21 protein-coding genes and 2 pseudogenes are annotated in these 24509 nt (G+C 32.2%); 8 read left to right on the top strand and 15 right to left on the bottom strand.

What is annotated here, in order from left to right; genetic code table 11:
- Positions 1-372 precede the first annotated feature (372 nt).
- From nheC to nheA, 3 genes are all read right to left on the bottom strand, one after another.
- The gene (gene nheC, locus AAIE21_RS25295) at positions 373-1479 is read right to left on the bottom strand and encodes a non-hemolytic enterotoxin subunit C (RefSeq protein WP_343269273.1); all 1107 of its coding nucleotides are present in this window, start codon (positions 1477-1479) and stop codon (positions 373-375) included.
- Between the two features lie 367 nt (positions 1480-1846).
- Positions 1847-3055 (bottom strand): non-hemolytic enterotoxin subunit B, encoded by a 1209-nt coding sequence (gene nheB, locus AAIE21_RS25290; RefSeq protein WP_343269272.1) that lies wholly within the window; start codon positions 3053-3055, stop codon positions 1847-1849.
- 52 nt (positions 3056-3107) lie between these two features.
- A complete protein-coding gene (nheA, locus tag AAIE21_RS25285; protein ID WP_343269271.1) occupies positions 3108-4268 on the bottom strand; it encodes a non-hemolytic enterotoxin subunit A in 1161 nt (386 codons plus the stop codon).
- A 1374-nt stretch (positions 4269-5642) separates the two neighbouring features.
- Between nheA and AAIE21_RS25280 the strand changes: the two genes are divergently transcribed.
- On the top strand, positions 5643-6137 hold the full coding sequence (locus AAIE21_RS25280) for a fascin domain-containing protein (RefSeq protein ID WP_343269270.1): 495 nt from the start codon (positions 5643-5645) through the stop codon (positions 6135-6137).
- A gap of 468 nt (positions 6138-6605) precedes the next feature.
- Complete coding sequence (locus AAIE21_RS25275; RefSeq protein ID WP_343269269.1) at positions 6606-6782, top strand: hypothetical protein; 177 nt, start codon at positions 6606-6608, stop codon at positions 6780-6782.
- Positions 6783-6929: 147 nt separating this feature from the next.
- Here the strand turns inward: AAIE21_RS25275 and AAIE21_RS25270 are convergent, their stop codons facing one another.
- Positions 6930-7538 carry an N-acetylmuramoyl-L-alanine amidase family protein gene (locus AAIE21_RS25270; protein WP_343269268.1) on the bottom strand — a complete coding sequence of 203 codons (609 nt, stop codon included), beginning with the start codon at positions 7536-7538 and terminating at the stop codon, positions 6930-6932.
- A 330-nt stretch (positions 7539-7868) separates the two neighbouring features.
- Entirely contained in the window at positions 7869-9509 is a 1641-nt protein-coding gene (locus AAIE21_RS25265; protein WP_343269267.1) for a S8 family peptidase, read from the bottom strand.
- A gap of 630 nt (positions 9510-10139) precedes the next feature.
- On the opposite strand from AAIE21_RS25265, the gene AAIE21_RS25260 reads away from it, so the two are divergent.
- Positions 10140-10352, top strand: a complete 213-nt coding sequence (locus AAIE21_RS25260) for a hypothetical protein (protein WP_343269266.1) — start codon at positions 10140-10142, stop codon at positions 10350-10352.
- A gap of 144 nt (positions 10353-10496) precedes the next feature.
- Here AAIE21_RS25260 and AAIE21_RS25255 read toward each other — a convergent pair whose 3' ends face one another.
- Positions 10497-10877 carry a BA_1872 family lipoprotein gene (locus AAIE21_RS25255; protein WP_343269265.1) on the bottom strand — a complete coding sequence of 127 codons (381 nt, stop codon included), beginning with the start codon at positions 10875-10877 and terminating at the stop codon, positions 10497-10499.
- A gap of 351 nt (positions 10878-11228) precedes the next feature.
- Here AAIE21_RS25255 and AAIE21_RS25250 point away from each other — a divergent pair.
- A pseudogene (locus AAIE21_RS25250) lies at positions 11229-11415 on the top strand (hypothetical protein).
- Between the two features lie 122 nt (positions 11416-11537).
- Here the strand turns inward: AAIE21_RS25250 and AAIE21_RS25245 are convergent.
- The 5 genes from AAIE21_RS25245 to AAIE21_RS25225 all read right to left on the bottom strand — a co-directional run bounded on the left by AAIE21_RS25245 (position 11538) and on the right by AAIE21_RS25225 (position 15693).
- Positions 11538-11819, bottom strand: coding sequence for a hypothetical protein (locus AAIE21_RS25245; RefSeq protein WP_343269264.1), 282 nt, complete (start codon positions 11817-11819; stop codon positions 11538-11540).
- Positions 11820-12410: 591 nt separating this feature from the next.
- Complete coding sequence (locus tag AAIE21_RS25240; RefSeq protein ID WP_343269263.1) at positions 12411-12722, bottom strand: heavy metal-binding domain-containing protein; 312 nt, start codon at positions 12720-12722, stop codon at positions 12411-12413.
- A 608-nt stretch (positions 12723-13330) separates the two neighbouring features.
- Positions 13331-13825, bottom strand: coding sequence for a DM13 domain-containing protein (locus AAIE21_RS25235; RefSeq protein WP_343269262.1), 495 nt, complete (start codon positions 13823-13825; stop codon positions 13331-13333).
- A 99-nt stretch (positions 13826-13924) separates the two neighbouring features.
- The gene (locus AAIE21_RS25230) at positions 13925-14983 is read right to left on the bottom strand and encodes a sensor histidine kinase (RefSeq protein ID WP_343269261.1); all 1059 of its coding nucleotides are present in this window, start codon (positions 14981-14983) and stop codon (positions 13925-13927) included.
- Positions 14980-15693, bottom strand: a complete 714-nt coding sequence (locus AAIE21_RS25225) for a response regulator transcription factor (RefSeq protein WP_343269260.1) — start codon at positions 15691-15693, stop codon at positions 14980-14982. The genes AAIE21_RS25230 and AAIE21_RS25225 overlap by 4 nt, the downstream gene beginning before the upstream one ends.
- 212 nt (positions 15694-15905) lie before the next feature.
- On the opposite strand from AAIE21_RS25225, the gene AAIE21_RS25220 reads away from it, so the two are divergent.
- On the top strand, positions 15906-16451 hold the full coding sequence (locus tag AAIE21_RS25220) for a helix-turn-helix domain-containing protein (RefSeq protein WP_343269259.1): 546 nt from the start codon (positions 15906-15908) through the stop codon (positions 16449-16451).
- 260 nt (positions 16452-16711) lie between these two features.
- Here AAIE21_RS25220 and AAIE21_RS25215 read toward each other — a convergent pair whose 3' ends face one another.
- From AAIE21_RS25215 to AAIE21_RS25200, 4 genes and pseudogenes are all read right to left on the bottom strand, one after another.
- Positions 16712-17563: a phospholipase C gene (locus tag AAIE21_RS25215; protein WP_343269258.1), complete on the bottom strand. Its 852-nt coding sequence runs from the start codon at positions 17561-17563 to the stop codon at positions 16712-16714.
- A 241-nt stretch (positions 17564-17804) separates the two neighbouring features.
- Complete coding sequence (locus AAIE21_RS25210) at positions 17805-18566, bottom strand: hypothetical protein (RefSeq protein WP_343269257.1); 762 nt, start codon at positions 18564-18566, stop codon at positions 17805-17807.
- An 802-nt stretch (positions 18567-19368) separates the two neighbouring features.
- Positions 19369-20798 (bottom strand): annotated as a pseudogene (locus AAIE21_RS25205) (MBL fold metallo-hydrolase).
- 67 nt (positions 20799-20865) lie between these two features.
- Positions 20866-22065 (bottom strand): NAD(P)/FAD-dependent oxidoreductase, encoded by a 1200-nt coding sequence (locus tag AAIE21_RS25200; RefSeq protein ID WP_343269256.1) that lies wholly within the window; start codon positions 22063-22065, stop codon positions 20866-20868.
- Positions 22066-22384: 319 nt separating this feature from the next.
- On the opposite strand from AAIE21_RS25200, the gene AAIE21_RS25195 reads away from it, so the two are divergent.
- From AAIE21_RS25195 to AAIE21_RS25185, 3 genes are all read left to right on the top strand, one after another.
- Positions 22385-22627, top strand: coding sequence for a DUF3937 family protein (locus tag AAIE21_RS25195; RefSeq protein ID WP_343269255.1), 243 nt, complete (start codon positions 22385-22387; stop codon positions 22625-22627).
- A gap of 507 nt (positions 22628-23134) precedes the next feature.
- Positions 23135-23266 (top strand): hypothetical protein, encoded by a 132-nt coding sequence (locus AAIE21_RS25190; protein ID WP_343269254.1) that lies wholly within the window; start codon positions 23135-23137, stop codon positions 23264-23266.
- A gap of 211 nt (positions 23267-23477) precedes the next feature.
- Positions 23478-24488 (top strand): IS1595 family transposase, encoded by a 1011-nt coding sequence (locus AAIE21_RS25185; RefSeq protein WP_343269253.1) that lies wholly within the window; start codon positions 23478-23480, stop codon positions 24486-24488.
- The last annotated feature ends 21 nt before the right edge of the window (positions 24489-24509 follow it).

Raw genomic sequence — 24509 nt, 5'->3', positions numbered from 1 at the left:
CGATAGAGATCGAAATGCAGCGCTCAATCTTAGAAACGAAGCAATTCGTCTCTTAACCGTAGGAACTACGGGGATAGCCTAATCCATTAGAGTTCGATAGAACTCTGTACTTAGGAATCTCCCACTTTAAACAGTCCGTAAGGATGTTAAGTGGTGAGTAGTTCAATCGAATAAAGAACATACACATAACATTCTTAGTTCACTATTTCCTTACTCATATTTTTAAACAAGTGTGGTTTCCATATTTAATTTCTATAATATGTTCTTCGCCACTTACAAATAAGGAAATCTTATTGTCTACAATGAAGCTAATCCATTCACTTCGTCTAAATGCTATAAAGAGTATATGGATTAGCCTCCCACCCAAAGAGGTTACAATGCTTTTCTAATTATTTTAGTACCTTCAGATAGCTTATTCGCATAATTTTTAATATCTTGCCAACTATCTTTAGCAGTATTGAGATCTTGTTTTATAAAAGTAAATTCCTCAGGACTTATCACTTCTACGTTCTGAATCAAAGAATTATATTTAGCTCCTATTGTATACCAATGATCAGATATATCTTGAAGAGAATTAATAGCTGTATCAATTGTTTCAGTCATAAATACAGTTTTATTTTTAACATCCGTCAAAATAACTAATTCCTCTTGCGATCCAGATATTCTCAACTTTAATTTTTGAATTTCTTGCTCTGCGGATGAAATATTTTTTTTCGCAGTAGCAATCATAGGTCCACCCGCAAGACAAAGTATTCCTGTAGCACAAAGCACTCCACCAGCAATAATCATATCATGACTTTTTTTAATCGAGTCGTTATAGCTATTGATTTGTTGTTGTAGAAGAGGAATACCAGCGTTCGTACTTTCTAAAATAGACGTCAACTGATTTGAATCTTCTTTAAAACTTTTCGTATCTACTGCCATGTTATTTCGAAATGTTTTGAGTTGTTCTAATAACTTGTCCGCTGCTTTCTTATTTTCCAAAATGCTATGATACAGTCTTTCCAATTCATTTTTAAATCTTACAATATCTTTTTGATCAAGAGATGTAAGTAAAGTACTATAATGCGCTTGAAAAATATCATTGTAATTAATAATATTTTGATTAATATCCGTAATATGAGGTTTAATAGCATCTAACCAATATGCTGCATTCGTTTGAGCATCTTTTTGGTGTTTAATCATATTTTCTCGTAATTCACTATTTATAGAGCTTATCTTGCTAAGATCCGTTTCTTGTTGTTTACGAATTGTTTGGGCATATGAATCCATTACAAGTGCACTAGATGTCATTTTTTCTATTACATTTTGGAGCCCCTCAGGTCCAAGAGAGTATTTTTTATTGCTTTCTTCCTGATGTGCTAATTTATTTTGTACTACTTGCTCTGTTGCAAAAGTATGTAGTGGGGATACATTACTTATTGTGACACCTGCAATCAGCATTGATAGAACTATTTTTTTATAAAATCTCTTATTCATATTTTTCTCACCTACTCTTTTATAAGGATTCAAAAACTTGTCGAGCATTTCACTCCCTAAAAAACCTAAGCGTGAAATGGAATATATTAAACCGTTTTATTATATTTTCAGAGAAATTAACAATTAAATTCTGAATATATGCAAACAAAATTGTAAGATGTTCTTATTTTATAATCCTTATTTGGTTCCACTAATATATAGGAAGTCTCCTATTCAAAATTGAACAGGAGACTTGCATGTACATAATATGCATTTATAAACTATGGTTAATTGAATTCAAGAAAATACTCATCCTTCTCTCTACAATGAAGCCTTTCTAAAAACTCATTTTGCATTAATATGTAACGCTAGTATTAATCAAGTAATATTACGCTTTTGTGTCTACTACTTTAATATCCTCAGCATAAATCTTTTCAGCATAATCTTTAATATTTTTCCAGCTATCTTTAGCAATACTTAGATCTTCTTTGATGAAAACAAGATCGTTAGGACTAATAGACTCAACATTTTGCAGTAAAGAGTTATATTTTGATCCCATTGTATACCATTGATTTGAAATGTTTTGCAGTGCAGTAATAGCTACATCGATCGTATTTGTTAAATATTCAGTTTGATTTTTAATATTCGTTAATCCAGCTACCTGTAATTGAGCTTGCGAAATTTGGCCTGTTATCTTTTGGATTTCTGCCTGTGCATTATCAAGTTCTTTCTTCGCTAAAACAATACCAGCTGTTCCTCCTCCTATCGCTGCTGCACCACCTGCAATAAGTCCAATTCCTAGTGGAGTCCCTGCTCCAGTCGCAATTACAACTGCTCCACCAATAATTGCGATTGGACCTAAAGCTGTTGCAACTGATGAGCCAATGATAATTGCGTTATATTTGCCAATTGCCTCATTATACGTTGTGATTTGATTTTGCATAAGTGGGATTCCAGCATCTTGACTTGCTAAAATAGACGTTAATTGATTTGCATCACCTTTAAAGTTTTGTGTATCTGCTGTCATCTTATTTCGGAATTTTTTTAGGTCTTCTACTAACTTGTCTACTTTTTCTTTGTTCTCTGTAATGCTAGCAGATAATCTTGTAAGCCCTTTTGTAAGTGTTGCTTTGTCTTTATTATCTACAGCCGTTACTAGCGTATCATAGTAATTTTGGAATTTCGTATTGTAATTAATAATATTTTGGTTCGTAGAAATCAATTGCGGTTTAATTGTATCTAACCACTGATTTGCATTTCCTCTAGCAATATCTTGATGATGAACGACTTTTGTTTTTAAAGAATCATCAACTGTCGTTATACCATTAAAATTAACATTGGCTTGTTTAATAATTGTTAACGCATACAGGTCCATTACTAAAGCATTTGAACCTGTTCGTTCCATTGCAGCTCTTAGACCATCTGGCCCTAGTGAATACTCAGAGTATTTGTCGGATGCATCTGATACACTAGCATGAATCGGAATTGGTTTTGTTGTACTTTCCGCTGCATATGTATGTGCAGGCAGGATATTTCCCGCCGCAACTACTGCCATGATTGCTGATAGAGCCATTACTTTATAAGGTTTTTTTGTCATTTTTCTTCTCTCCCTATATCATTAATTATTGTGATGTATTGTTTGTAAAAATTTAATGCACCACTACATTTGTCACGTAATCCTCAAATTGCTTCGTTTGTTTAGCCATCTCATCATTTACTCTTTTAAGTTGACTGAATTGTTTTTGGAGTGTAGTACTATCGACAGAAACACCTGCTGCAAGATTCTCTTTCATTTGAAGCATAGTTTCATTAACTGACTTCCAATCATTTACCAAATACTCCAAGGTTGTGATTTGTCTATTAATTAGCTCCGTAAAACTTTTTACCTGATCTTCAATAAATGTAATTTCAGTTACTTGAATTTCAGATTGTGATAACTTTTGAATAAGTGGTAGTAATTCTTTTTGCTTCTGCTGAATTCTATTCGCAGCTTCTCTTGTTTGACTATCTGCAGCATTTACAATTTCATCGCTAAGAGACCCAATTGATACAAAATCTACCGTTTTTGTCTGAGCTGTTTGATTCGTAATTGTGAAAACTTGCTTCCCGATATTAATCGATCCTTTAATAATTTCATTTGGTCGATTTAAAATCTTTGTAAGCTCCGCTTGAATCTCTTCTTGAATTCTTTTAATATCCGCTCTTATTTGTACAATATCTCCATTTGAACCCTTTAATGATTGAATTGCTGTCTCAGCCTTTTGAGATAGACTCGCATTATCTTTATCCAACAAAGCTTTAAAGCGATTTAATTCAAGTAAAGTTTGTTCCATGTCATCTTGAATTGTTTGTGACTGACCATGAAGTCTACCGAAGGCGCTTACAAAATCTATTTTCGCTTGTCCATCTTCATTCACTTTTCCAGCTAAATCATATAATTTACTATAATAGCTATTAAATCTTGTACTATATCTCATCATTTCTTGATTTAGATCCATTAACTTCGGATTATACTCATCTACCCATTCACGGACATTCGTTTTTGCGATCTTTTGAAAATCTGTCAAACTGCTCATAGCACTTACTTTAATATCTGGCTGTTGTAAAATAACTAATCCGTAAGCTTGTACTAAAGGCATGTTTGATCCTAAAGTTCTTATCGAATTTGATATTGTATTTTTAGCCGTGATATTTTGAACACTTGTTTGTTTAAATTCTGTTTGATTACTATCTGCGAAAGCACTTATAGGCGTTAGGCAACTTGTAGACACTGCTGTAATCAATAAGCCTGTGATTAAAGTTTTTTTCACAATAATTCCTCCAATTAGTTAGATAATTTTTTCTTAATAAAATAGATTAGAGGTTTGGTAGTACTAGTTCTAGAGTAACTATATAAAATTGTTTCGAATATATAGTTAATACAGTAGTAATGATACTGTAGCTCTGTTACCTCTTTCTTTGAACTTTCTAAAAATATCTTAATAAAGACATCTTTCGTTTTTCTCACAAAAGTATAACAAAAGTCTTACATCAATTTTTTGAAAATTTTATAATGAATATTAAATTAGATATTTTATAATTAAAATCTTAATTATTTAATTCAAGAACAAATTGTTTAATACTGCATTATATAGAAATAAGTGTAAAATATTATACTAAATAAATATTTTTATAAGAACAACCTCTAACAAAAACCTCACTAATCTACGTTAAAACCATTGATTTATTAACTATAAATAGTACCTCCTTTAATTTTCTGAATATTTAATTTTGATAACTTTATATTATATTAAAATATCTCAATTAGCAATGAGTTTCGGTATGCAATATTTCATAAACTCTAGACAATTTAAATGCTATACTAGTAAGAGTGGGCATTTATTATTTATTGATTACAATAAATATCTAGTGAAAATATAAGTTCAAGTATATGAAACGTGGAGAAGAAGTATAAGAATTCTTCTCCACGTTTTTATATACATATCATTCCCCTTTAATATAACTCCTCTCCTACCCAACCTTCGAATCTTTACAATACTAAAAGGTATCATACTCTTCTTATAGGAAATATTTTTTCCCAAAAACAAACAGAATAGCGAGTCATTTATTGATAAATACTAGCAATTATTCCGAATTTTACAAAATTAGTATAATATACTTGTAATAATTTAAAAACAGAGGAGGAACTTATATGAAAGACTATGTACTACATTCAAAAGGTAATAGTTTATTTAACGTTTTCCGAAAGAAGTCTCCTTCCTCAAGTGTGTGCAGGGCGATAGCCCAACGATAGGTGGGAGATGAATTTCGGTTTGGCACTAGCCAAAGGATTGTAGTAAACTCATTACATACAGATTGTTCTTTGAAAACTGAAGATATGAGGTTGATACGAGAAAAGATTCGTATCGTAAAATCTTCAATCAACTCGTCACCATATCAAAATAGCGAAAACCAAGCCATGACGTTGATATGGATAAAACAGTCATAATCGCTCAAATACGGTGGGTTCTTACCAAGAACTAAAATTGGTATTTTTTGCGCTACAAATACGAACCGTCGGTGCGACGGGGATAGCTTAGTAAATATAGATAGCTAATAAAAGTATCTACTTCCCAAGAAGCACCCACTTCAAACAATTCGTAAGGGCGTTAAGTGGCGGGTAGTTCACAAGGCTCTCTATTATTATGTTGTCACTTATTATATTTATAGGGCTATTTTTTCCATCAAGTAAACCAGTAGCAGCCAGTGAAGCAAACACTGATTCACTAAAGGCAATTAATTTTTCTAATGGTACTTGGACTGTAGCTATTCAAGCCGCTAATTTACAATATGTATCAGCTGAACCAAACGGTAACGTCGTAGCAAATCGTAATACTATTAATGATTGGGGAAAATTTGAATTAATTCCAACTGGTGAGCTATATACTTATGCATTAAAAGCAAAAAGTAATGGGAAGTATGTATCATTTGAACCAAATGGTAGAGTAATAGCAAATCGTACATCTATTGGAACCTGGGAAAAATTTATATTATATAATGGTGGCGATAACAGAATCTATGTTATAAAAGCTCTTAGCAATGGACTGTTCGTTTCAGCATATGGTGGCGGCGGTAGGGAGTTACTAACAAATAGCTATGTAGCGGGGAACTGGGAAAAGTTTGTTTTAGTATACTTATAGAAAGCTTTAACTAACTTTAGGTAAGAAATATCTAGTTAATAGATATTCAAATCCTATCCATAATCTATTATTCAGAAAGAAGAGTCCTCTTATTAAGGACTCTTCTTTTTTATAATTCACTATATTAATTCACATTAATATAGTGAATATCCAATGTTCGAACTACCTCCAAGTATCGTAGCATGCTTATATATTGATCTCTCCACTTTCACTTTGTTTAGAGAAGGAAGTCTTCTTGGTTAAAATGATAAATAAAAAATATTTATGCAAAATTACATTAAATCTTAATATATTATAATTATTATGTTATACTTCAATAGACGTCTGACTTTTTATACTAAGTTACAACAGCTACTAAGCCTTTATCGAATAGATAACGGCTTTTATATATTTTATTAAACATAACAAATTTAAAAAGGTACGTATTATAACACTTTAGAATTGACATGAAATGGAGAGAATAATTATATGTATCCTAAATTTTTTAACAAAATGGCTTTTTCAAAAGAACATAAAGATTTAATGATTCAATTATATAATAAAGAAATTACAAGAAGTGAATACAATAAATTATTGAACTCTTTATATGAACCAACACCTAAAACCATTAGTGATACGACTAAAAATAAAATTTTGTCTGTTTAATTTACGCACTATCTTTGATATCATAGACAAATTAATATTTTATAATTAAAGAATTAAATTCTATAGTACTTTTAAATGTACAAACAATTAATATCAAAGTCCTTGTAAATAAAAAAGTAGGGTAATACCCCCTACTTTTTCTTATATCTATCCACCAATTAGGATACCATTATCTTTAAATGTATACCAAGTATCATCAATTAAATGTTCACCTATTGCCATAGCACCGTTAGATTGTAAATAGTACCAGTTTCCATTCTCTTGTAACCAGCCTGTTTGCATTGCACCATCTTCATTCATATAATACCATTTATCATTCTTTTGTATCCAACCTGTCTGCATCTTTCCATCTTCATTCATATAGTACCATGTACCCTTATCTTTTACCCAACCTGTTTGCATCTTTCCATCTTCATTCATATAGTACCATGTACCATTCCCTTGTAACCAGCCTGTTTGCATCTTTCCATCTTCATTCATATAATACCATTCACCGTCAACTGTTACCCATTCGGTCTCCATTAATCCACGATGAATGTGATACCAATCCTTCCCTTCTTGTACCCAACCTGTTTTTCCCCTGCCATCTGAATTTATATAATACCAGCGCTCTCCATCTTGTACCCAACCCGTTTGCTGTATTGTTTGTTCTGTTTTTGGAGCACTCTGTTTCATAGTTTCTTGATTTTCTGCATGAGATACAGCAGGAACTACAAACATTGCAGACATTAAAATCGGTAAAATAACTTTCTTCATTTTCCATATCCCCCAAATATTGATTAATTTTAGTTTTTATTTCCATAAATATAATTATATTACTTAATATCTAGATATACAATACTATTTGTAATTAAAATGTAACATTTTTTATAATTTTGTCATTTAATTATTACAAAAGTAAAAAACATGCCCAAACGTTACATTTTCTTATACTTACAAGAAAAACTAATACCATAGATTTATAGACCATTATCAAGCTATATTTTGAGATATACAAAAAAGCCAAGGCTTTTTAAGCACCTGGCTGATTGGTAATATATTTACTTACATAAAATCACTTTCTAAAATCCCGAGATATCTTTGCTATTATTCTGGAAATACAAAACTCGAACCTCCTTTTTCTTCATTGTTTTTATTCTCTTCTGGGAATGTTATAGTAGATTTTTCATCTGCTCTATTCAATCCTGGATCCTCTGGGAATACGATAGGAGAATCGTTACTTAGATTCGGAGAAAAACCAAGATTTGATAAAATAGCTTTTAAATCTGGCAAAACACCAATCTTATCAGATATTGGATCCTTAGACTTTGTTCCTGTATGAGGATTACTTAAAATTTGTCTTAATTGACTTGGTGTATACATTTTACCCGAGTTCGCTTTTGCAATACCTTGAATTGATGCCGCAGCACCTGCAATTATAGGTGACGCACCTGATGTTCCGCCAAAGCTAGATGTATAAAGATTGGTCATGTATTGATTTGCTTTAGCGTCTGTTGTATCAATGGCATTTCCCCATCCGTATACATCAATCCTGCTACCATAGTTAGAGAAATATGAACGAGTATGAGGGACCCTTGCAGAAGCTGCCCCCACTATAATAGCACCTGAATCTTTAAAGTCAGGACTATTACGATTTAAAACTTGTTTACCGTTACGATCTCTAAATTGGTCCAAATCATTTCCACCATTCGCACCGGCTTCAACTATAATAATTCCTTTGTTTACACCCAAGCGAATAGCGTCAAAAATGTCTGGTTTTACTTCTACAGGTAAGTATTTTTCTCCATATCCATCATAAGTTGCTTGCGCTTCTAATAACAATATATCGCTAGCTTGTAAATTAGAAACTGCACTTAAAATAGCATCGGCTGTATTATAACTACCGTTGTCTCTTATTTGAGATACAACCTTTACTTTTGCTCTGGGAGCGATTCCAATATTTCCTTTGTTGTTATCTTCTGCAGAAACAATCCCTAGGACAGAGGTCCCATGGTCATGATGTTCGCTCTTATTTTGTCCAGATATAAGCTCAATATTTTGGTTTACTAAATCTTCATGATTTACTAACCAACCATACTCCATATCTACAAAAGTAGTCCCTTTTCCATCTCCCCCTTTAATACTCCAAGCATATGGAGCATTAATTCCTAATGGTGCTGCTTCAAGATACCCTTGCCTTTCAAGTCTAGGCTCATCATATGGATTAACAGATAAGGCTGGTAATTGTACTTCGGGTGGTGCTTGTTTTTCTTGTAAATATGCAGTCTCTACAAGAGGAGATTTCTCAAACTTTATGAGTAATGTTTGTACATTAACATCAACAGGTGCTTGTACACTATAATAATTTAACAAATTAGACGAGCTATGATCTGTTTCTTGTACTTCTTCACCTAGATTTTTTATTTCTGTGGGATTTAAAGATCTAAAGAGTCGATTTAAAGTTATATTTGGAAACTCGGTGAAAATCTCTGTTAATTTCGCATCATACTTTTCTTCTAGTATGTATTTCTCAATACCATCCTTTGACGGCAAATTTGCTTCATTTTTGAATTTTACAATTAATTGTTTAGTAGCTTGCTTATTTACATCAGATTTTATTTGTTCATTTGAATAATTGTTACTAGCAGCATACGCAATACTAGATTCTTTACTAGAAAATATATCTCCTAATCCAGTAAATGTTGTAAGCGCAATTGAAGATATTAGAATTCCCTTAAAAATTTTCAAAATGTGCACCTCAAATATATTTTTTAATATTTTTCCGAAGAATATACCAATCATAAAGTATATATTCTCTAATTTCTTTTTGAACTAGTTTCTTAGATACATAAACTTATATTTTCATCTCCTATTCGTTTTGAAATCTTTGCTCTTACCACAACTTAATGATTTATTAATTCCATCAAGTGTATAAGATTCCACCTAGCTGTAACAATTATAGTTACAGCTAGGTGGAATAGTCAACTTTATTTTTTATGTAAATTTGCATTTTTGATAAATATGATAGCAATCTTAGTTAATCTGTCCAACCTTATATTTCTACCATCCGCAGGTTTCTCATTACCATTCACTGATTACATATAAAAAAATTTATGTATTTTCACGTAACCGTTAAGAATAGCCTCGATAAACCATAGATTAAATGAATTTGAACAACTTTTTCCATTTCAGAATCCATATTTCATCATTTTCAACTTTGAATTAAAACCTATATCAATCCCTCGTTTCCCTAAATAAATTTCTTTTTATCAAGAAAATTATTTCTAAACATTTAGCAATCACAAAATCTAGAGGTATTTGTAAAACAAAAACGAATTCCTATATTTGTAAGACATAAAAATTTAGGAGGATGCTATAATGGAAAAAACAATGATGGTAGGAAAAACAAACATGATGATGTCTATGGAAAAGATGATGTGTGAAATGAAATGTATGAACATGATGATGAACAATATGATACAGATGGATGTAGAAATGGATAAATCTATGATGAATAAAATGCAAGAATGTAATGAAATGATGAATTCTACTGTGTCTATGATGAAAGCAATGAAAGACAAATGTTGTTAATAAACAAAAGATAACTCCAAAATCAACTTTTATTGTATATTTTGGAGTTACTTTACGTTTACTTCTTAAATTGATGAGCATATGTTGTGCCAGAACCAACTGGAAATGGAAACGGCAAGCGGGTACACTCCGCTTGCCGTTTTTTCATAGCTTCGTATGTATTTGAATTCCTTTCGCTTTCTCTTCTTCACCCTTCACGCGTACAATTAAATCATATGATCCGGATTTTGGCGCTTCAAAAGAAAGCAAATCTTCTTTTTGAAAAGTAAATTCTTCTTCATAAATGACCTTATCGTCTTTTGTGACTTGCAATAAAATCGTACCTTCTTCAACGGATGCCTCATAAGGAATTTCCACATTTCCTTTTTCAGCTTTAATCGTTTGCACATCGTGATACCCTTGCAGGGAGCCAATTTTTAAAGTCGTTTCGCCATTTTTTTGAACCTTTGTGACTTGTATTGCTGTATTACATGTGCTTAACAATACAACAAGAGTGAGAATGAGAAATGAACGTAGCAATTTCATAGAGATTCCCCTTTGTCTTTATAGTTACAAATTTTACCATTTTTGTAACTATTTTATCATTTTTTGATAAGCCAACATATTCATCAAAATTAAAAATTGTTATTTACTAATAACCTGTATGACATTCGCATCCTTTCAGCCTAATAAACTCCCGTAAATTTACTTAATCTACATTTATTTTTGTAAATTTTAATACAGATTCTATTGAATATTCGATTTCATTTTTATTTTCATTATAGAACTTTGACATATACTTTTTAAGTTGGAAAACTTTCATGTTCAATAGTTCTTAATCGAAAAATATTGTAGAATTTTGCTTTTCTATTATAACAATTTAAAGCACATATCATTATTAAATATTGCATATTAAAATACATTGATATTTTTGTAAGCGCTTACCATAATGGGATTATAAAGATTATCACATCTAAATAAGTAAACAAAAGGAGGAAATAAGATGGAAATCGCAATGGCAGTTTTAAAATTTGTAGGTGGATTACTTCCATTCTTACAAGAGCTTTTAAAAGCATTTGTGTGAGCAAACTATGTTGAAGGTGAGTAATTTTCTCAAAACTTAAAATCCTTTTTAGTTACGCATTTAACATTTCTACCAATAAATAAGATACAATTTCACTTGCAATATATGCATTGTATGCTCTGTCATTTTAACTTTGCCTCAGAACTAAATATAATAAAAATAAAAGGAATCAAGAATACTAACACATTTAATATTATTCCAATCTTTACTCCAATATTTTTATCTGTTTCGTAAAAGCAAATAGCTAAAAGAAATCCTATAGGACAAAGAAATAAAGGTAAAACAATAGAGACTCCCTGAAATACAGTTATAATAAATTCAATTATGAAGTTAATTATGAATGCAACCAATAAAACTGGTATTAAAATCGATATTATTGTAGCTATCCTACTTTTTTTCACCAAAATTTTCTCCTTTTAACTAACCTTAGATAAGAATCCTATCTCCTCAATTTTTGTGAAAGTACATTCCATCAACAAATAGGGTGAAGATGAATAAACTTATTACATAGCAAAACATCTGGTTTATTATATGTAATGGTGTAGAAAACACTAAACTTACTTTAAAACTCTATCCGAAAGAGTTCTCCTACCTTAAGCATGTGTAGGGTGCTGGCTCAACGATAGATGGCACAGCCAAAAGATTTTCTGATAAACTAGATACATGAAGTTCTTTGATGACTTGATATATAAGATTGCAGAAAAAAACATAGTGCAAAAACCAATCCGTTCGGGTCCTGCATAAAATTCCAATCGTAAAAAACAACGTCCAAATATTGGACATATAGGGGTAGAATAACCCGAAGTAACGGCCAGGGAGACGAAAGGTTTCCTTTCGCCGTGGACCTGAGAAGCGCCCAACTCTGAGCAGAGCGTAGGAGGCGGGTAGTTCCAGTTGATAAAATACAAGCTTCTTTCATATATTTCAACTCTCTAATTTTGTAAAAAAGTGAAAGCACCTCACTCTTGGCGAGATGCTTTCATTATGCTTTTATTTTATACACGCACAGCTGTACCACTTACAGCAACCATTAACATTCCATCACGTACTACTTCATAGTCCACATCAACACCAACAATTGCATTTGCCCCTTTTTGCTTTGCGAGAGCTTTCATTTCTTCCATTGCAATGTCACGTGCTTCTTTCAATTTACTTTCATACGCTCCCGAACGACCACCAACAATATCTCGAACAGAAGCAAATAAATCACGTACGATGTTTGCCCCCATAATGGCTTCACCGTTGACAATATCAATATACTCAATAATTTCTTTTCCTTGAATCGTTGAAGTTGTTGTTACAATCATTACTGACACTCTCCTATATCATCTAAAAATTTATTATTTCTTATACTTTTATTATTACATTGAACTAGTGAATGAACTATCTAATAAGCTTACATAAAGATGACACTTTTGTAAGATTTCATAAACGAAGAAATGAAAATAAAGGTAGATGTGATAGTTTAGGCTTATACTGCTCATGTTATTTAAAATAGGTTGAAAATTAGCAGAATAATACTGCAAGAACCGCTTCTATCATAAGTTCTCAATAATTAAAAAGATGAAATTATACTGTACATTGCTTATACTTTTTACCGCGGATAAAAATAAGATCACCTTTGATATGTACAGCATAGCTTAAATACCTTTCGATTTACTTTCATAAGTGTTACAAAAGTCTTTCGTTGATTTTTTATGCAAAAACTTCGGAGTAACTGTAACTAATCTCTGAAACTTTGACAGACTGCTAGAAGTAATTAATATGAAAAAGCACCTTAATCTCAAAGAAGGTGCTTAAACAATTATGCTTGTTATATATAGAAGTATAATTGTACTGGTTACGAAATTATTAACATTCTTTTATGAATGACCGCATAGCCTATATTCATATCAATATTTTCCTATATCTTATTTTATTTCTCAAAATGAGCCATACCAAAATTTTCATTAAATCTCTTACACCATATAGAAACTAAACCATATGCATCGATATCTACATCTTCAGGAATTTCATAGTTTTGAGATCCTTTGTTTCCCTTTAACTTACCTAATTCAATATACTGATAGTTTTTAACATCTTCATTATTTTTTAAACTTTTCGTAGGAACCAACACCACTCGAACATCTGGGCCATTAGACGTTTCAAAATTGGTAAGTCTTAGAACACGTTTCCCATCAGCTAATTGATAGATTGTTGCTATTCCAGTCGTTTCATGAACACCATTCTGAAACTGTCCTTTGCTTATTACTCGTTCTTGTTGTTGAACTTCTTTTGATTTTATTTCTGTTTGTGGCAATACTTCATTAATTTGCTTATCAATAAATAATTTTTCTGGGCGGAATAAAAACCATAAAATTCCCCCAACCATTATAATTCCCCCGATAAACAATACATTTTTTATTTTCATAAAGTAAAAATCCTCCTGTAACATAGTGCTTGCAAATATGTTAACAAGAAGAACTATCATTTCTATAACATAACTATTACAAAAGTCTTTCAACCCTTATTATTTCTTCTCTGATGTAACGGGAAGAGTAAACCAAAATTCACATCCCTGTTTCCCATCAGAACGATCTCGAACACCAATTTCGCCTTTGTGCATTTCAACTAGTGATTTTACAATGGCTAATCCAAGTCCAGATCCCCCAGATTGTGAACTTCTTGATGGATCTGTTCTAAAAAAACGTTCAAATATGCGCAATTGATCATTTATAGAAATCCCTTCTCCTTCGTCTCGTAAAGTAAATTGAACTTGCTGTTTCTGTTTATTTTCCTCTACAATCAACTCAATTGTGCCACATATAGGAGAATGCCGAATTGCATTATGTAATAAATTACTGATAACCCGTACTATTTTACATGGCATAATCCAAATTCGTGGTGTTGTATCTGAGACGCACAGTTGCAACTGAATGTTTTTATCCTTCAATAAAATAGCATGTGAATCTAGTACTTCTAACAGAATGCTGTCTACATGTGTTAAACTTGGATGAAAAGTTTCTTGTCCAAGTTCTAGCTTAGAAAGTTCAAATAAATTATTAATTAACCCATCTAATCTTTGTATTTCGTTTAAAATTGTCGTTAGATATTGCATTTTTATATCAGGATCTTCAATTAAATCATCCTGTAATGCTTCTATCATCAGTTGTATACTAGCCATAGGGGTTCGTAAGTCATGAGAAATATTTGCAATCAGTTCAGTACGTGCTCTTTCTCCTTTTTCTAACTTAGTAAAGCCCTCTTCTAGTTTTTTAGCCATTTGCTGAAAAGCTGTCGCCAATTCTTTAAATTCCTCTGGTTCTTTCCCTATAATATACATCGTCTCAAAATGTCTATCACTAAATTGTTTGGTTAATGCGATTAAATTTTGAATAGATTTCATAATTGGACGTGTCATTAACCAATAAATAATAGTTGAGAAAATCAGCGCTACAATTACAATTCCTATTAATAACCGTGTTTGTTCGGGCCTAAGTAACATTTGCCTTTCACTATACCAGATAGAAATTAATATGATACTCGTACTCAATAAATTCATTAATAACAATTGATAACGTAATTTCATATTTCATCTTCTCTATCCGGCTCAAAACGATAACCTATGCCCCAAACTGTATGAATCCAACGGTTTTTTGTTGTATGCTTCTCCAATTTTTCACGGAGTCGACTTACTAAAACTGTTACTGCATTTGTACACCCTTCATACTCAAAATCCCAAATTTGTTCAAGAAGTTGAGATCGTGAAAATACTTGTCTTGGATGTTTTGCCATTATATAAAGTACTTCAAATTCTTTCACTGTTAACTCAATTTCATGACCACAAACAAATACTCGTCTTTTCTTTGGATGAATCTCTAAATCTAGGAACTTTACCATCTCTGATACTGGTTCTTGTATTTGTACTGTTGCTTGATTCCCTCTTCGCAATATAATTTGTACCCTTAATACTAATTCACGAGGTGAAAATGGCTTTGTTACATAATCATCTGCACCCATTGTTAATCCCAAAATTCTATCTCTTTCTTCTCCCCTAGCAGTTAAGATAATAATCGGAACATTAGAGTGTTGTCGAATTTCCTCACATAATTCCCAGCCATCTTTTTTCGGTATCATTAAATCTAAAATAATAATATCTGGTTGGTATTGTTGAAATAAGTTCCAACCTTCTTCTCCGTTTACAGCGGTGTATACCTCATACCCTTCTCTTTCTAAGTACCGCTTACATATATCTCGAATATTATCTTCATCTTCTATAATTACAATTCTCTTTTTCATATATATAATCTCCTTTTTTCCTTGATCAATTACAAAAGAAATATTTCTATAATTAATCCTTGTATAACAAATGATTGCACCTATATTTGCTTGTAGCGATTAAAATGTTAAATTATAATTTAGTTTAACATAAAATTATCGCATTAATTAAATTTAATTAAATACATTTAATTAAATTTAATTTAATTCAGCAAACATTAAGGAGTATAGACGTGGAAAATATTGACATCGGTAAAAAAGTGAGAAAATACAGAAAAGATAAAGGATTGAGTAGTAGGGAGTTAGCAAAATTAGCTGCGATTACCCCTTCAATGTTAAGTCAAATTGAACGAGGATTAGCTAATCCCTCTATACAAACCCTAAAGGTCTTAGCTAAAAACCTTGATGTTCCAACCTTTAGTTTTTTTATTGAAGAAACAAACACAGATGACTTAATCGTAAGATCCAATACACGTAAGGAAATGATCGTTGGTAATTTATCATATGAGTTATTGTCACCTGATTGTACTGGCAATCTGGCGACAGCAATTATGAATGTTCCTCCAAATACCTCTTCATCAGAAAATCCTTTAGGACATAAAGGTGAAGAAGTTGCTGTCATTTTAGAAGGGAAAATTATGTTATATTTAGGTGAGGAAAAATATCTATTAGAAGCTGGTGATAGCGTAAAAATACTAGCAAATTTGAAACATAAATGGGAAAATAAATTTAATGAAATTGCAATTGTATTATTTTCAGTTACCCCACCTTCGTTTTAATTCAGATAAACGTTAAATTCTATTTAATAATTACGTTCACTAAACAATCAACATTTGTCAATTAAAATAAAGTTATATTCATAAGGACATCTTTGATACACAAATAATTTGTATATCAAATATAATTACACTATACAGATGAATAGAATTAACTTAAAAGAAACAGAAAAAGAGGGACTTTTCTAGTAAAAGCCCCTTCTCTTTCTACATTACTTTTTTGGCAGAACTAATTTAATTCGTGCTATGAGTAAATTTATTTATTATTGTTGATTCACGTACGTATCAAACCATAAATGGAGATATCCAGCTGTGATACGCTGTGATACGATTAAACGTTTTCCCGTTACCGGTGTTACCTCAGCACGCCATTTATCTGCTGAGTCTTGTGATACCGCTGCTTTTATAAACCAACTTTTCGTATTACTATTAACAATTGATGGGAAATCAGCTTTTGCAGCTGCAGCCGAAGCATGAACCCAATCTTCTGGATTTACACTTTTCCAATTCCAATAACCATTTCCATCTGTTACTCTATAATTGTCTTTCACTGTATCAACGAAATTTTCATATTTTGAGTGAAAGCCAAATGGATGTGAAATGTTAGTAAAGTTTGCTGCATGCATAGGCTGGTTAACATCCCCTAAATAATGAAGTGATAATCCTAAATAGAAGAATGCATTTTTAAAATCTTTGTTTTGATAAGCTTCACCAGCTAATTTAAAATATTTTGCACCGGTTTGTTTTGCTTGTTTAGCAAATGGAATATACGTACTTTCTGAATCCGGATCATAGAAGTGTGAAGCAAATGTAGAATTATCATAGTATGGGTTTTCATAATCGGCAGAGTAAATACCTTTCTCTAGATCCGTACGCCATTCATTTAATAGAGCTGTCTCATTGGGCTTCACAACAGTTGTATTTTGGGACATAATATCAATGGCTCTATTTACAATCCATAAATGAGAACTTACTCCTTCATTATGTACAGATTCTGCTGACCACCTTAGAGCAATTGGTGGATCTTGGTGGTTATTTTCATGTGCAAACGCCACACTTTGGATAGGAGCTGTTAAAGCAATTACAGAAGCTATAGCTAAAATTTTTCTTTTCATAAGTATTCCTCCATTTGATATATAATTTAACTTTCCTTCAAAGGGTTTTCTCTTTCATTACCGTCAGACACATCACATACTAATTTAGTGCAGTTATATAACGTTACACTTTAATCGCCCCTCAAGAATTAGGATTTTGCAGGCAATTTATCTCCTACCTTAATTCTTTGCTTTTTCCAGATTTTAAGGTGGAGGCTGACTGCACGCGAATAGCGGGATAAATTTGAATGTGATATATAATCTATGGTAAAGGCACTAATTCATAACCAGCAAGATGTGGCGGCATAGCGCTTCCCCAAAGTTTATCTTGATTTGAAAATGGTTGTCCTGAAGTCTCTAGCCCGAAATATGATGTAACTCCATACTCAGAATTTTGTGGATCTGCATTGTACCAATCAGTAGGTCTTCCCATTTTATCTCTAAGATAGTCAGTTTTACCTGTTATAAAAAATATTTCCTTTGAATGTTTTTCCTGAACTGTCAACGTACTTTTTGATTGGTCGCTAAAATAAATCCATCCACGATTTCCTGCATTAATATATTTTTTAACTCCTCCTGCCTCAGCACTTGGTCCCCCAATCCACATCGACATGGTAAGTGGCGTATTATGTCTTATATATCCATCACTTTCTACCCCATCTGGATTTTCAAAATTTATAGGTGTACCATAGTACTCATTACCTTTTGTATCCTTATGAGTTTCAGCAGTACCATAATAAGATTTGTCTTTATACTGAATTGCATAATGCCAACCCGCAAACTTCTCATAAGTTACTCCAAGTCTATTCTTACCTACAGGTGCTATACGCTCGGGAATAAGGTAACCATGCACAAATTTATTTACCAATATATAATCTTTAGATGTCTTGACTGGATCTCCATAAATATCCAGTATACGATTATCCCCAGCTGCATAAGCAGAATTTGTAGGAAAAACAGTAACGATTAAACTAAATATAAATGCTAAGAATGTAAGTATAGGTAGTTTTCTTTTCATAAACATGCCTTAATCCCTTCTTATTTTCACTAATGTTTTTACTATCTGCGCGCATCACATGCATCATATCTAACAAATCTTTCATTTCTCTCTCATAAATATTACAAAAGTCTTTCAAGAATCTTATTTCTTTGTTGATGAATCTGAAAATCCTACATAAAACCCTGCATGATTATTGGCTTTTTAATCCACCTGTTTAACTAGATATACAAAAATTCATTTTAATATGTAATATTGCATATTAAAATGAATTGATATTAATGTAAGCGCTTACTATAATGAAAACATAAGGATTTACCACATCTTACTAGTCAAAAAGAGGAGGGAATTATATGACAATCGCAATGGCAGTTTTAAAGTTTGTAGGTGGAGTACTTCCATTAGTCGCAGAGCTTTTAAAAGCTGTAATGTAATTTCACCGTAATTATTTATAAAAATTATCATACAAATGATCTGTCTATCATAGATACATTGATATGCAGATCATTTGTGTGAGTAAACTTTAGAAAAGAAAAAGAGACCCTTAATGAAAGGATCTCTTTTTGGGTTTTTAGAGTGTACACAAACTTCTGATACAACGCTGCTGCCAATGGCGACTGAAATCACACCATTTCATATTTTCATCTAATATAAATTATAATATCCGGCCAGGACTAACCAGAATTTCACCTCCCACTTCTAAGTGGGATTTCTAACCTTCACACTCAGAAGTGAGAGACTTCTTTCAGAAAAATGTTAAATTAGAGTTACCTAAATCAAAAGATTAAGAACACTGCATTGTATCACCTAAAAAGTCCAAGACTTTTTCCTATTTTGTTAAATTACAATTAGAAAGTCCCTCCTCTAACCAAGCAATATATCCACCTTGTAAATTAATTACTTCCTTTATGCCCTTTCTTTGTAAAATACTGGCCGCAATAGCAGAACGTATACCAGAACGGCATTGTACAATAATAGGACCTTCTGAAGGTATTTTTGCTAAATGATTTGTGAGATTGCCCAGCATAATATGCATAGCATGTGGAAGATGCCCTTCATCCCATTCCCTTTTATTTCGTACATCAATAACAGGATACTTCCCAGATTGTATATCCTGATATAATTCAACAACTGTACTTTCCCTATACTTTTCCAAATTATCGATACCTTCAAGTATTTTCGAAGATACATAGGCAATGGTACAGTCTAATCCGATTGATTCAAGATTTCTAATAACTTCGTTTATGGTAACTTGACTTAAGTCTATAACTAACATTGTGTCTTTTTGATACTCTAATAGCCAACCACACCACGTTGTAAAAGATTTATTATAAGGAATATTAATAGTTCCTTCAAAATGTCCAGAAGCGAAGTGTTTAGGTTCTCTTGTATCAATAATTTGTTCAAATCTATGTACTACATTTTGAAATTCATCTAGTGAATCAATTTTTTTATTGTATTTTTTTTGCGAAGTGGAGGGCCAAACTTATTCAATTTTTTCATCATAGAAAAATATTTTGGTGGTTCGGGTTGTCCAGCTAATAAAGCTGTCACAAAATTATTTTCTTCTTCAACTTTAAATGCCCAGTTAAACATTTTTTCATACCCTATTGTAGAAGAAGGAATTGCACCTAATGCTTTTCCACAAGCGCTTCCCGCCCTATGTGAAGGCCAAATTTGTAGATAATCTGGGAGATTTTTAATGCTTTGTATAGATTTAAATAACTGCCTAGCACTTATGTTGGCATTATCTTTAATACCGACTGCCCTTTCTAATAAATCTGGTCGACCTACATCTCCAACAAAGACAAAATCACCTGTAAAAATGCCCATTGGCTGTTCATTTTTATTATTATCTTGCTTAGTATCGGTAACTACAAATGAAATACTCTCTGGTGTATGTCCCGGTGTATGAATTACTTGAAATTTTATATTACCAATTTCAAATTCATTTCCGTCTTTAACTAGTTGATGTTGAACCTGATGGAGATACTGATACTTCCAATCATCGGTCCCTTCATCAGATAAATATAATTTTATATTATAGAGTAACGCAAGTTCTTGAGCACCAGATACAAAATCAGCATGAATATGCGTTTCCGCAACAGCTACTATGTCTAACTCTTACTGTTTTGCAAATTCCATGTATTGTTCTATACATCGTCCTGGATCGATAACAATTGCTTTCCCCTTTTCTTGACAACCAACTAAATAAGAAGCATGAGCTAATTTTTCATCATAAAAGTACTCTAATAACATGGCTATTCCTCCTCATGTTTAGACTAATTTAAAACTACTCATCTGTTTAAATTTATTTATTAAATACTTATACAATACCCTTCAACATATAATTCCAATACATAAAAGGCAGTGCATACCTTTTTAATATAAACATACTATACCTCTCTTTTGATTGATTAAATGGAAAAGTTTCTTGTTCCTCATGTTGATAATTAAACTCAGCTAAAATAAGACTTTTATAGCCAGTAACAATGGGACAAGAGGTATAACCATTATATTTAGCTTGCATTTCCCGTCCATTTAATAATGCCATTACATTTTCTTTTAAAACGGGTACTTGCTTCCTAATGGCTGCCCCAGTTTTAGATGTGGGAAGATTTGTACAGTCTCCAATTCCGAATATGTTTTTATAACGTACGTGTTGTAAAGTATAAGGATCTATATCTAGCCACCCCTGTTTGTCACCTATCACGCTATTTTTAATAAAATCTGGTGGTCCCATTGGTGGGACTACATGCAACATACTATATGGCATTGCTTCCCTTTTGAAGGTGTGCACGTCTTCAAAAATCGCTTTTTTTTCTTCTGATTGAATTTCTATTAAATTTCTATGATAGTTAGTTATAATTTCTTTTCTCTCAATAACTTTTTCTAATGAAGTAGCATACCGAGGCACTTGAAAAATATTAGAATTGGCTGAATTAAAAATGATTTTACTTTTATCTCTTATACCTTGTTTACAAAAATATTCCTCAGCAAGATACATAATTTTTTGTGGTGCACCACCACACTTAATGGGTGTATTAGGATGCGTAAAGATTGCATTCCCCCCTTTAAAACTTTGTATTTCCCTCCATGTTGAATCAACATAATTATAAGAGTAGTTACTGCAAACACCATTTTTTCCAATTGCCTCTTTTAACCCTTTAACATTGTCCCAATTCACTTGTATCCCCGCAGCTACTATCAGAACCTCATACTCAATAAAAGTTTGATCCTCTAGAAGAATTTTATTTTCTTTGGGGATTAATTCTATAACCTTTTTGGGAATCCACTTTGATCCATTAGGAATAAGAGTTTCTTGATCACGTATTGTAGATTCTTTTGTAACTATCCCACCACCTACAAGAGTCCATAGTGGTTGAAAATAATGTTTTTTTGATGAATCAATAATAGCTATATGCTCTTTTAGTATGGGTACATAACGCAGTAAATTCGCGGTAAAAGAAATTCCAGCTGTCCCAGATCCAATTACAACAATCTTATAATAGTCTTCGGCTTTCATTATCCTCTTCCAATCTATATTTATTTTATAAAAAACGAATCAATAGCATTATGTAAGTTGAACTCCCCCATCTCTACTCCGCTTAAATTGATAAAATATTTAACCTTATGTACATAATACAGCGAAATGATTCACTAAATTTCTGTTTTTATTGAATTTTTTGTTAATTATAACTAACTGCCAGTAAGAATCCCTTCCCTAATTGTTAATATATGTGGTAGTAATTTACTATGCATTCCCAATATATTGACAGAAAATTCACCCTCTAGTAAGATAACTTAATATATAGATATAACATTTAAAAAAAGGAAGGATAAACATGTTTACAAATAAAAAAAGAATTCGAATTGGCTTATGGTTTTTTGCCTTTTTATATTTTATTGAATGTACTATTGGCTATATACAAGGATATTATAGGTCTTCTACAGGTAATGAATTATTAATTTCAGAAACTTGGCAAACTGTATTAATAGATGTTCCTGAAGATATACTTGTTATTCTAGGAGCAATTACGTTATATCAATTTACGAAAAAATCACCAGAAAAAACGCCATCCATGTAGATGCCGTTCTTTCTGGTTCTCTACCTAATTCTACGCTTTCGAATTTGTTGACTTTTTTCCTAAACTAATTCGTGCTGCTTCTACTTCATTTTGCGCTAAATTATCCAAGATATGATTAAGCGCAATAGAATATTTGCACTTATTATTCAAAGGCGGTTTTGTATGCAAATTTTACACCCCTTCATAATAATAGTAAAAGACAACTCAATTAGCTCCTTATACATAATTCCCCTGTTTTATACTCTTTCTAGTATGTAGTCTTTTATTCTTAACTAATTTATTATTAAAAGATTATAGAAACATCCTGACTTTATTTCAAATCCGGGAAACTGAAACCTGTCTTCCCATGAACAACTATGGAGAGATGAAAATATCATTTTGGGGGTATTTACTTTTCTTAGCTTGATTATGATGGTGTTTTTAGAGTAGTTTTTATTATTTCCAAAAAAATATGTCATTCATTTTATTTTAATATTATAATTTATATATTTAAGGAGACTAAAAAATATGAACAGTGAACAAGAAATGGTTGCAATAGCATTAACAATAGAAGTAATTGTATCAGCTGTGGTAGCATACGGAGAAGGGCATACAGAAGAAAGAGTACAGTTAACTTCTGACTTACCATTCGAACATTGATAGGGATACCTTCCCAACGTATGTATATCGGGGGTAGTGCCATATGATCATCAACTAAAGTTTTTAAAATACACCAAAATGAAGGAATTTTATTTTTGGAGGACACCTTGAGGATTTTGTTTAAAAAAGGCTCTTTTCTGAAATATTGTTGCTATTAAAGAGCCTGTGATATAATAAAACCAGAACATTCGTTTGTAAGGAGCTACTTACAATGAACTGGCAATCTGTATACGGCGATTTTAGTGATTTAACAAAGTCTGAGCAACATTCATTATTTCAGGCTATTAGAGATACGTTATTTCCAGAGCCAAAAGATGATAGTGCTAATATGGTTGGAGAAATTCGGGAAGTTCGTTTTAGCAATGGTTTGGCTTGTATTCACTGTGGAAGTGTCGGCATCAAACGAAACGGAAAGTATCGTTCCCGTCAAAGATATTTATGTAAGGACTGCGGGAAGACATTTAATGACATGACCGCCAGCCCTATTTCAGGAACACATCACCCTCATAAATGGCTGAAATACTTTCATATGATGGTTGAAGGCGTTACACTGCCTAAAATTGCAGAAGAATTAAAAATCCATATTTCAACTGCTTTCTATTGGCGGCATAAGATATTAAACGCCTTGCGTTCTCTTGGGTTTGCGAAGCTAAGAGGTATCATTGAAAGTGATGAAACTTACTTTCTGGAAAGCGATAAAGGTAAGAAAGACGTAACTCATCGTAAACCCCGAAAGCGAGGGGGGAAAGCGAAGAAGCGTGGTATCAGTTCAGAACAAATAAGTATTGTTGTTGCTCATGACCGTAATGGTAACGTATTATCCAAAATGGCTGGGCGTGGACGAATCACTGCTGATGAAATTGACCAATCTCTTGATGGATTCCTTGATGAAGAAATTGTGCTTTGTTCAGATTCAGCCACTAATTATAAAGCATTCGCAAAAAAGAAAGGCATACCACATGAGATTTTAAATGCCCATAAGGGCGTTCGTATAAAGAAAGGTGTTTTTCATATCCAATACGTTAATGCCTATCACCAGCGGTTAAAGAAATGGATGGAACGCTTTAATGGTGTGGCCACGAAGTATATAGACAACTATTTGTTTTGGTTTCGTTTTTTAGAATTGCACAAGCAATTGGACAAGAATCTGCGAAGAAAAACAATGGCGTTGGAAGCTTGTAAGCAAGTGAATTTTATGACAACGGCAACATTACGGGCATAAAAAAACCAGTTGATTGAGAGC

It is taken from the genome of Paenibacillus sp. 102, from assembly GCF_039549175.1.
GTDB lineage: Bacteria > Bacillota > Bacilli > Bacillales > Bacillaceae_G > Bacillus_A.
The sequence above is the reverse complement of the archived record's forward strand: the minus strand, read 5'-3'. Positions and strand labels throughout refer to the sequence as shown.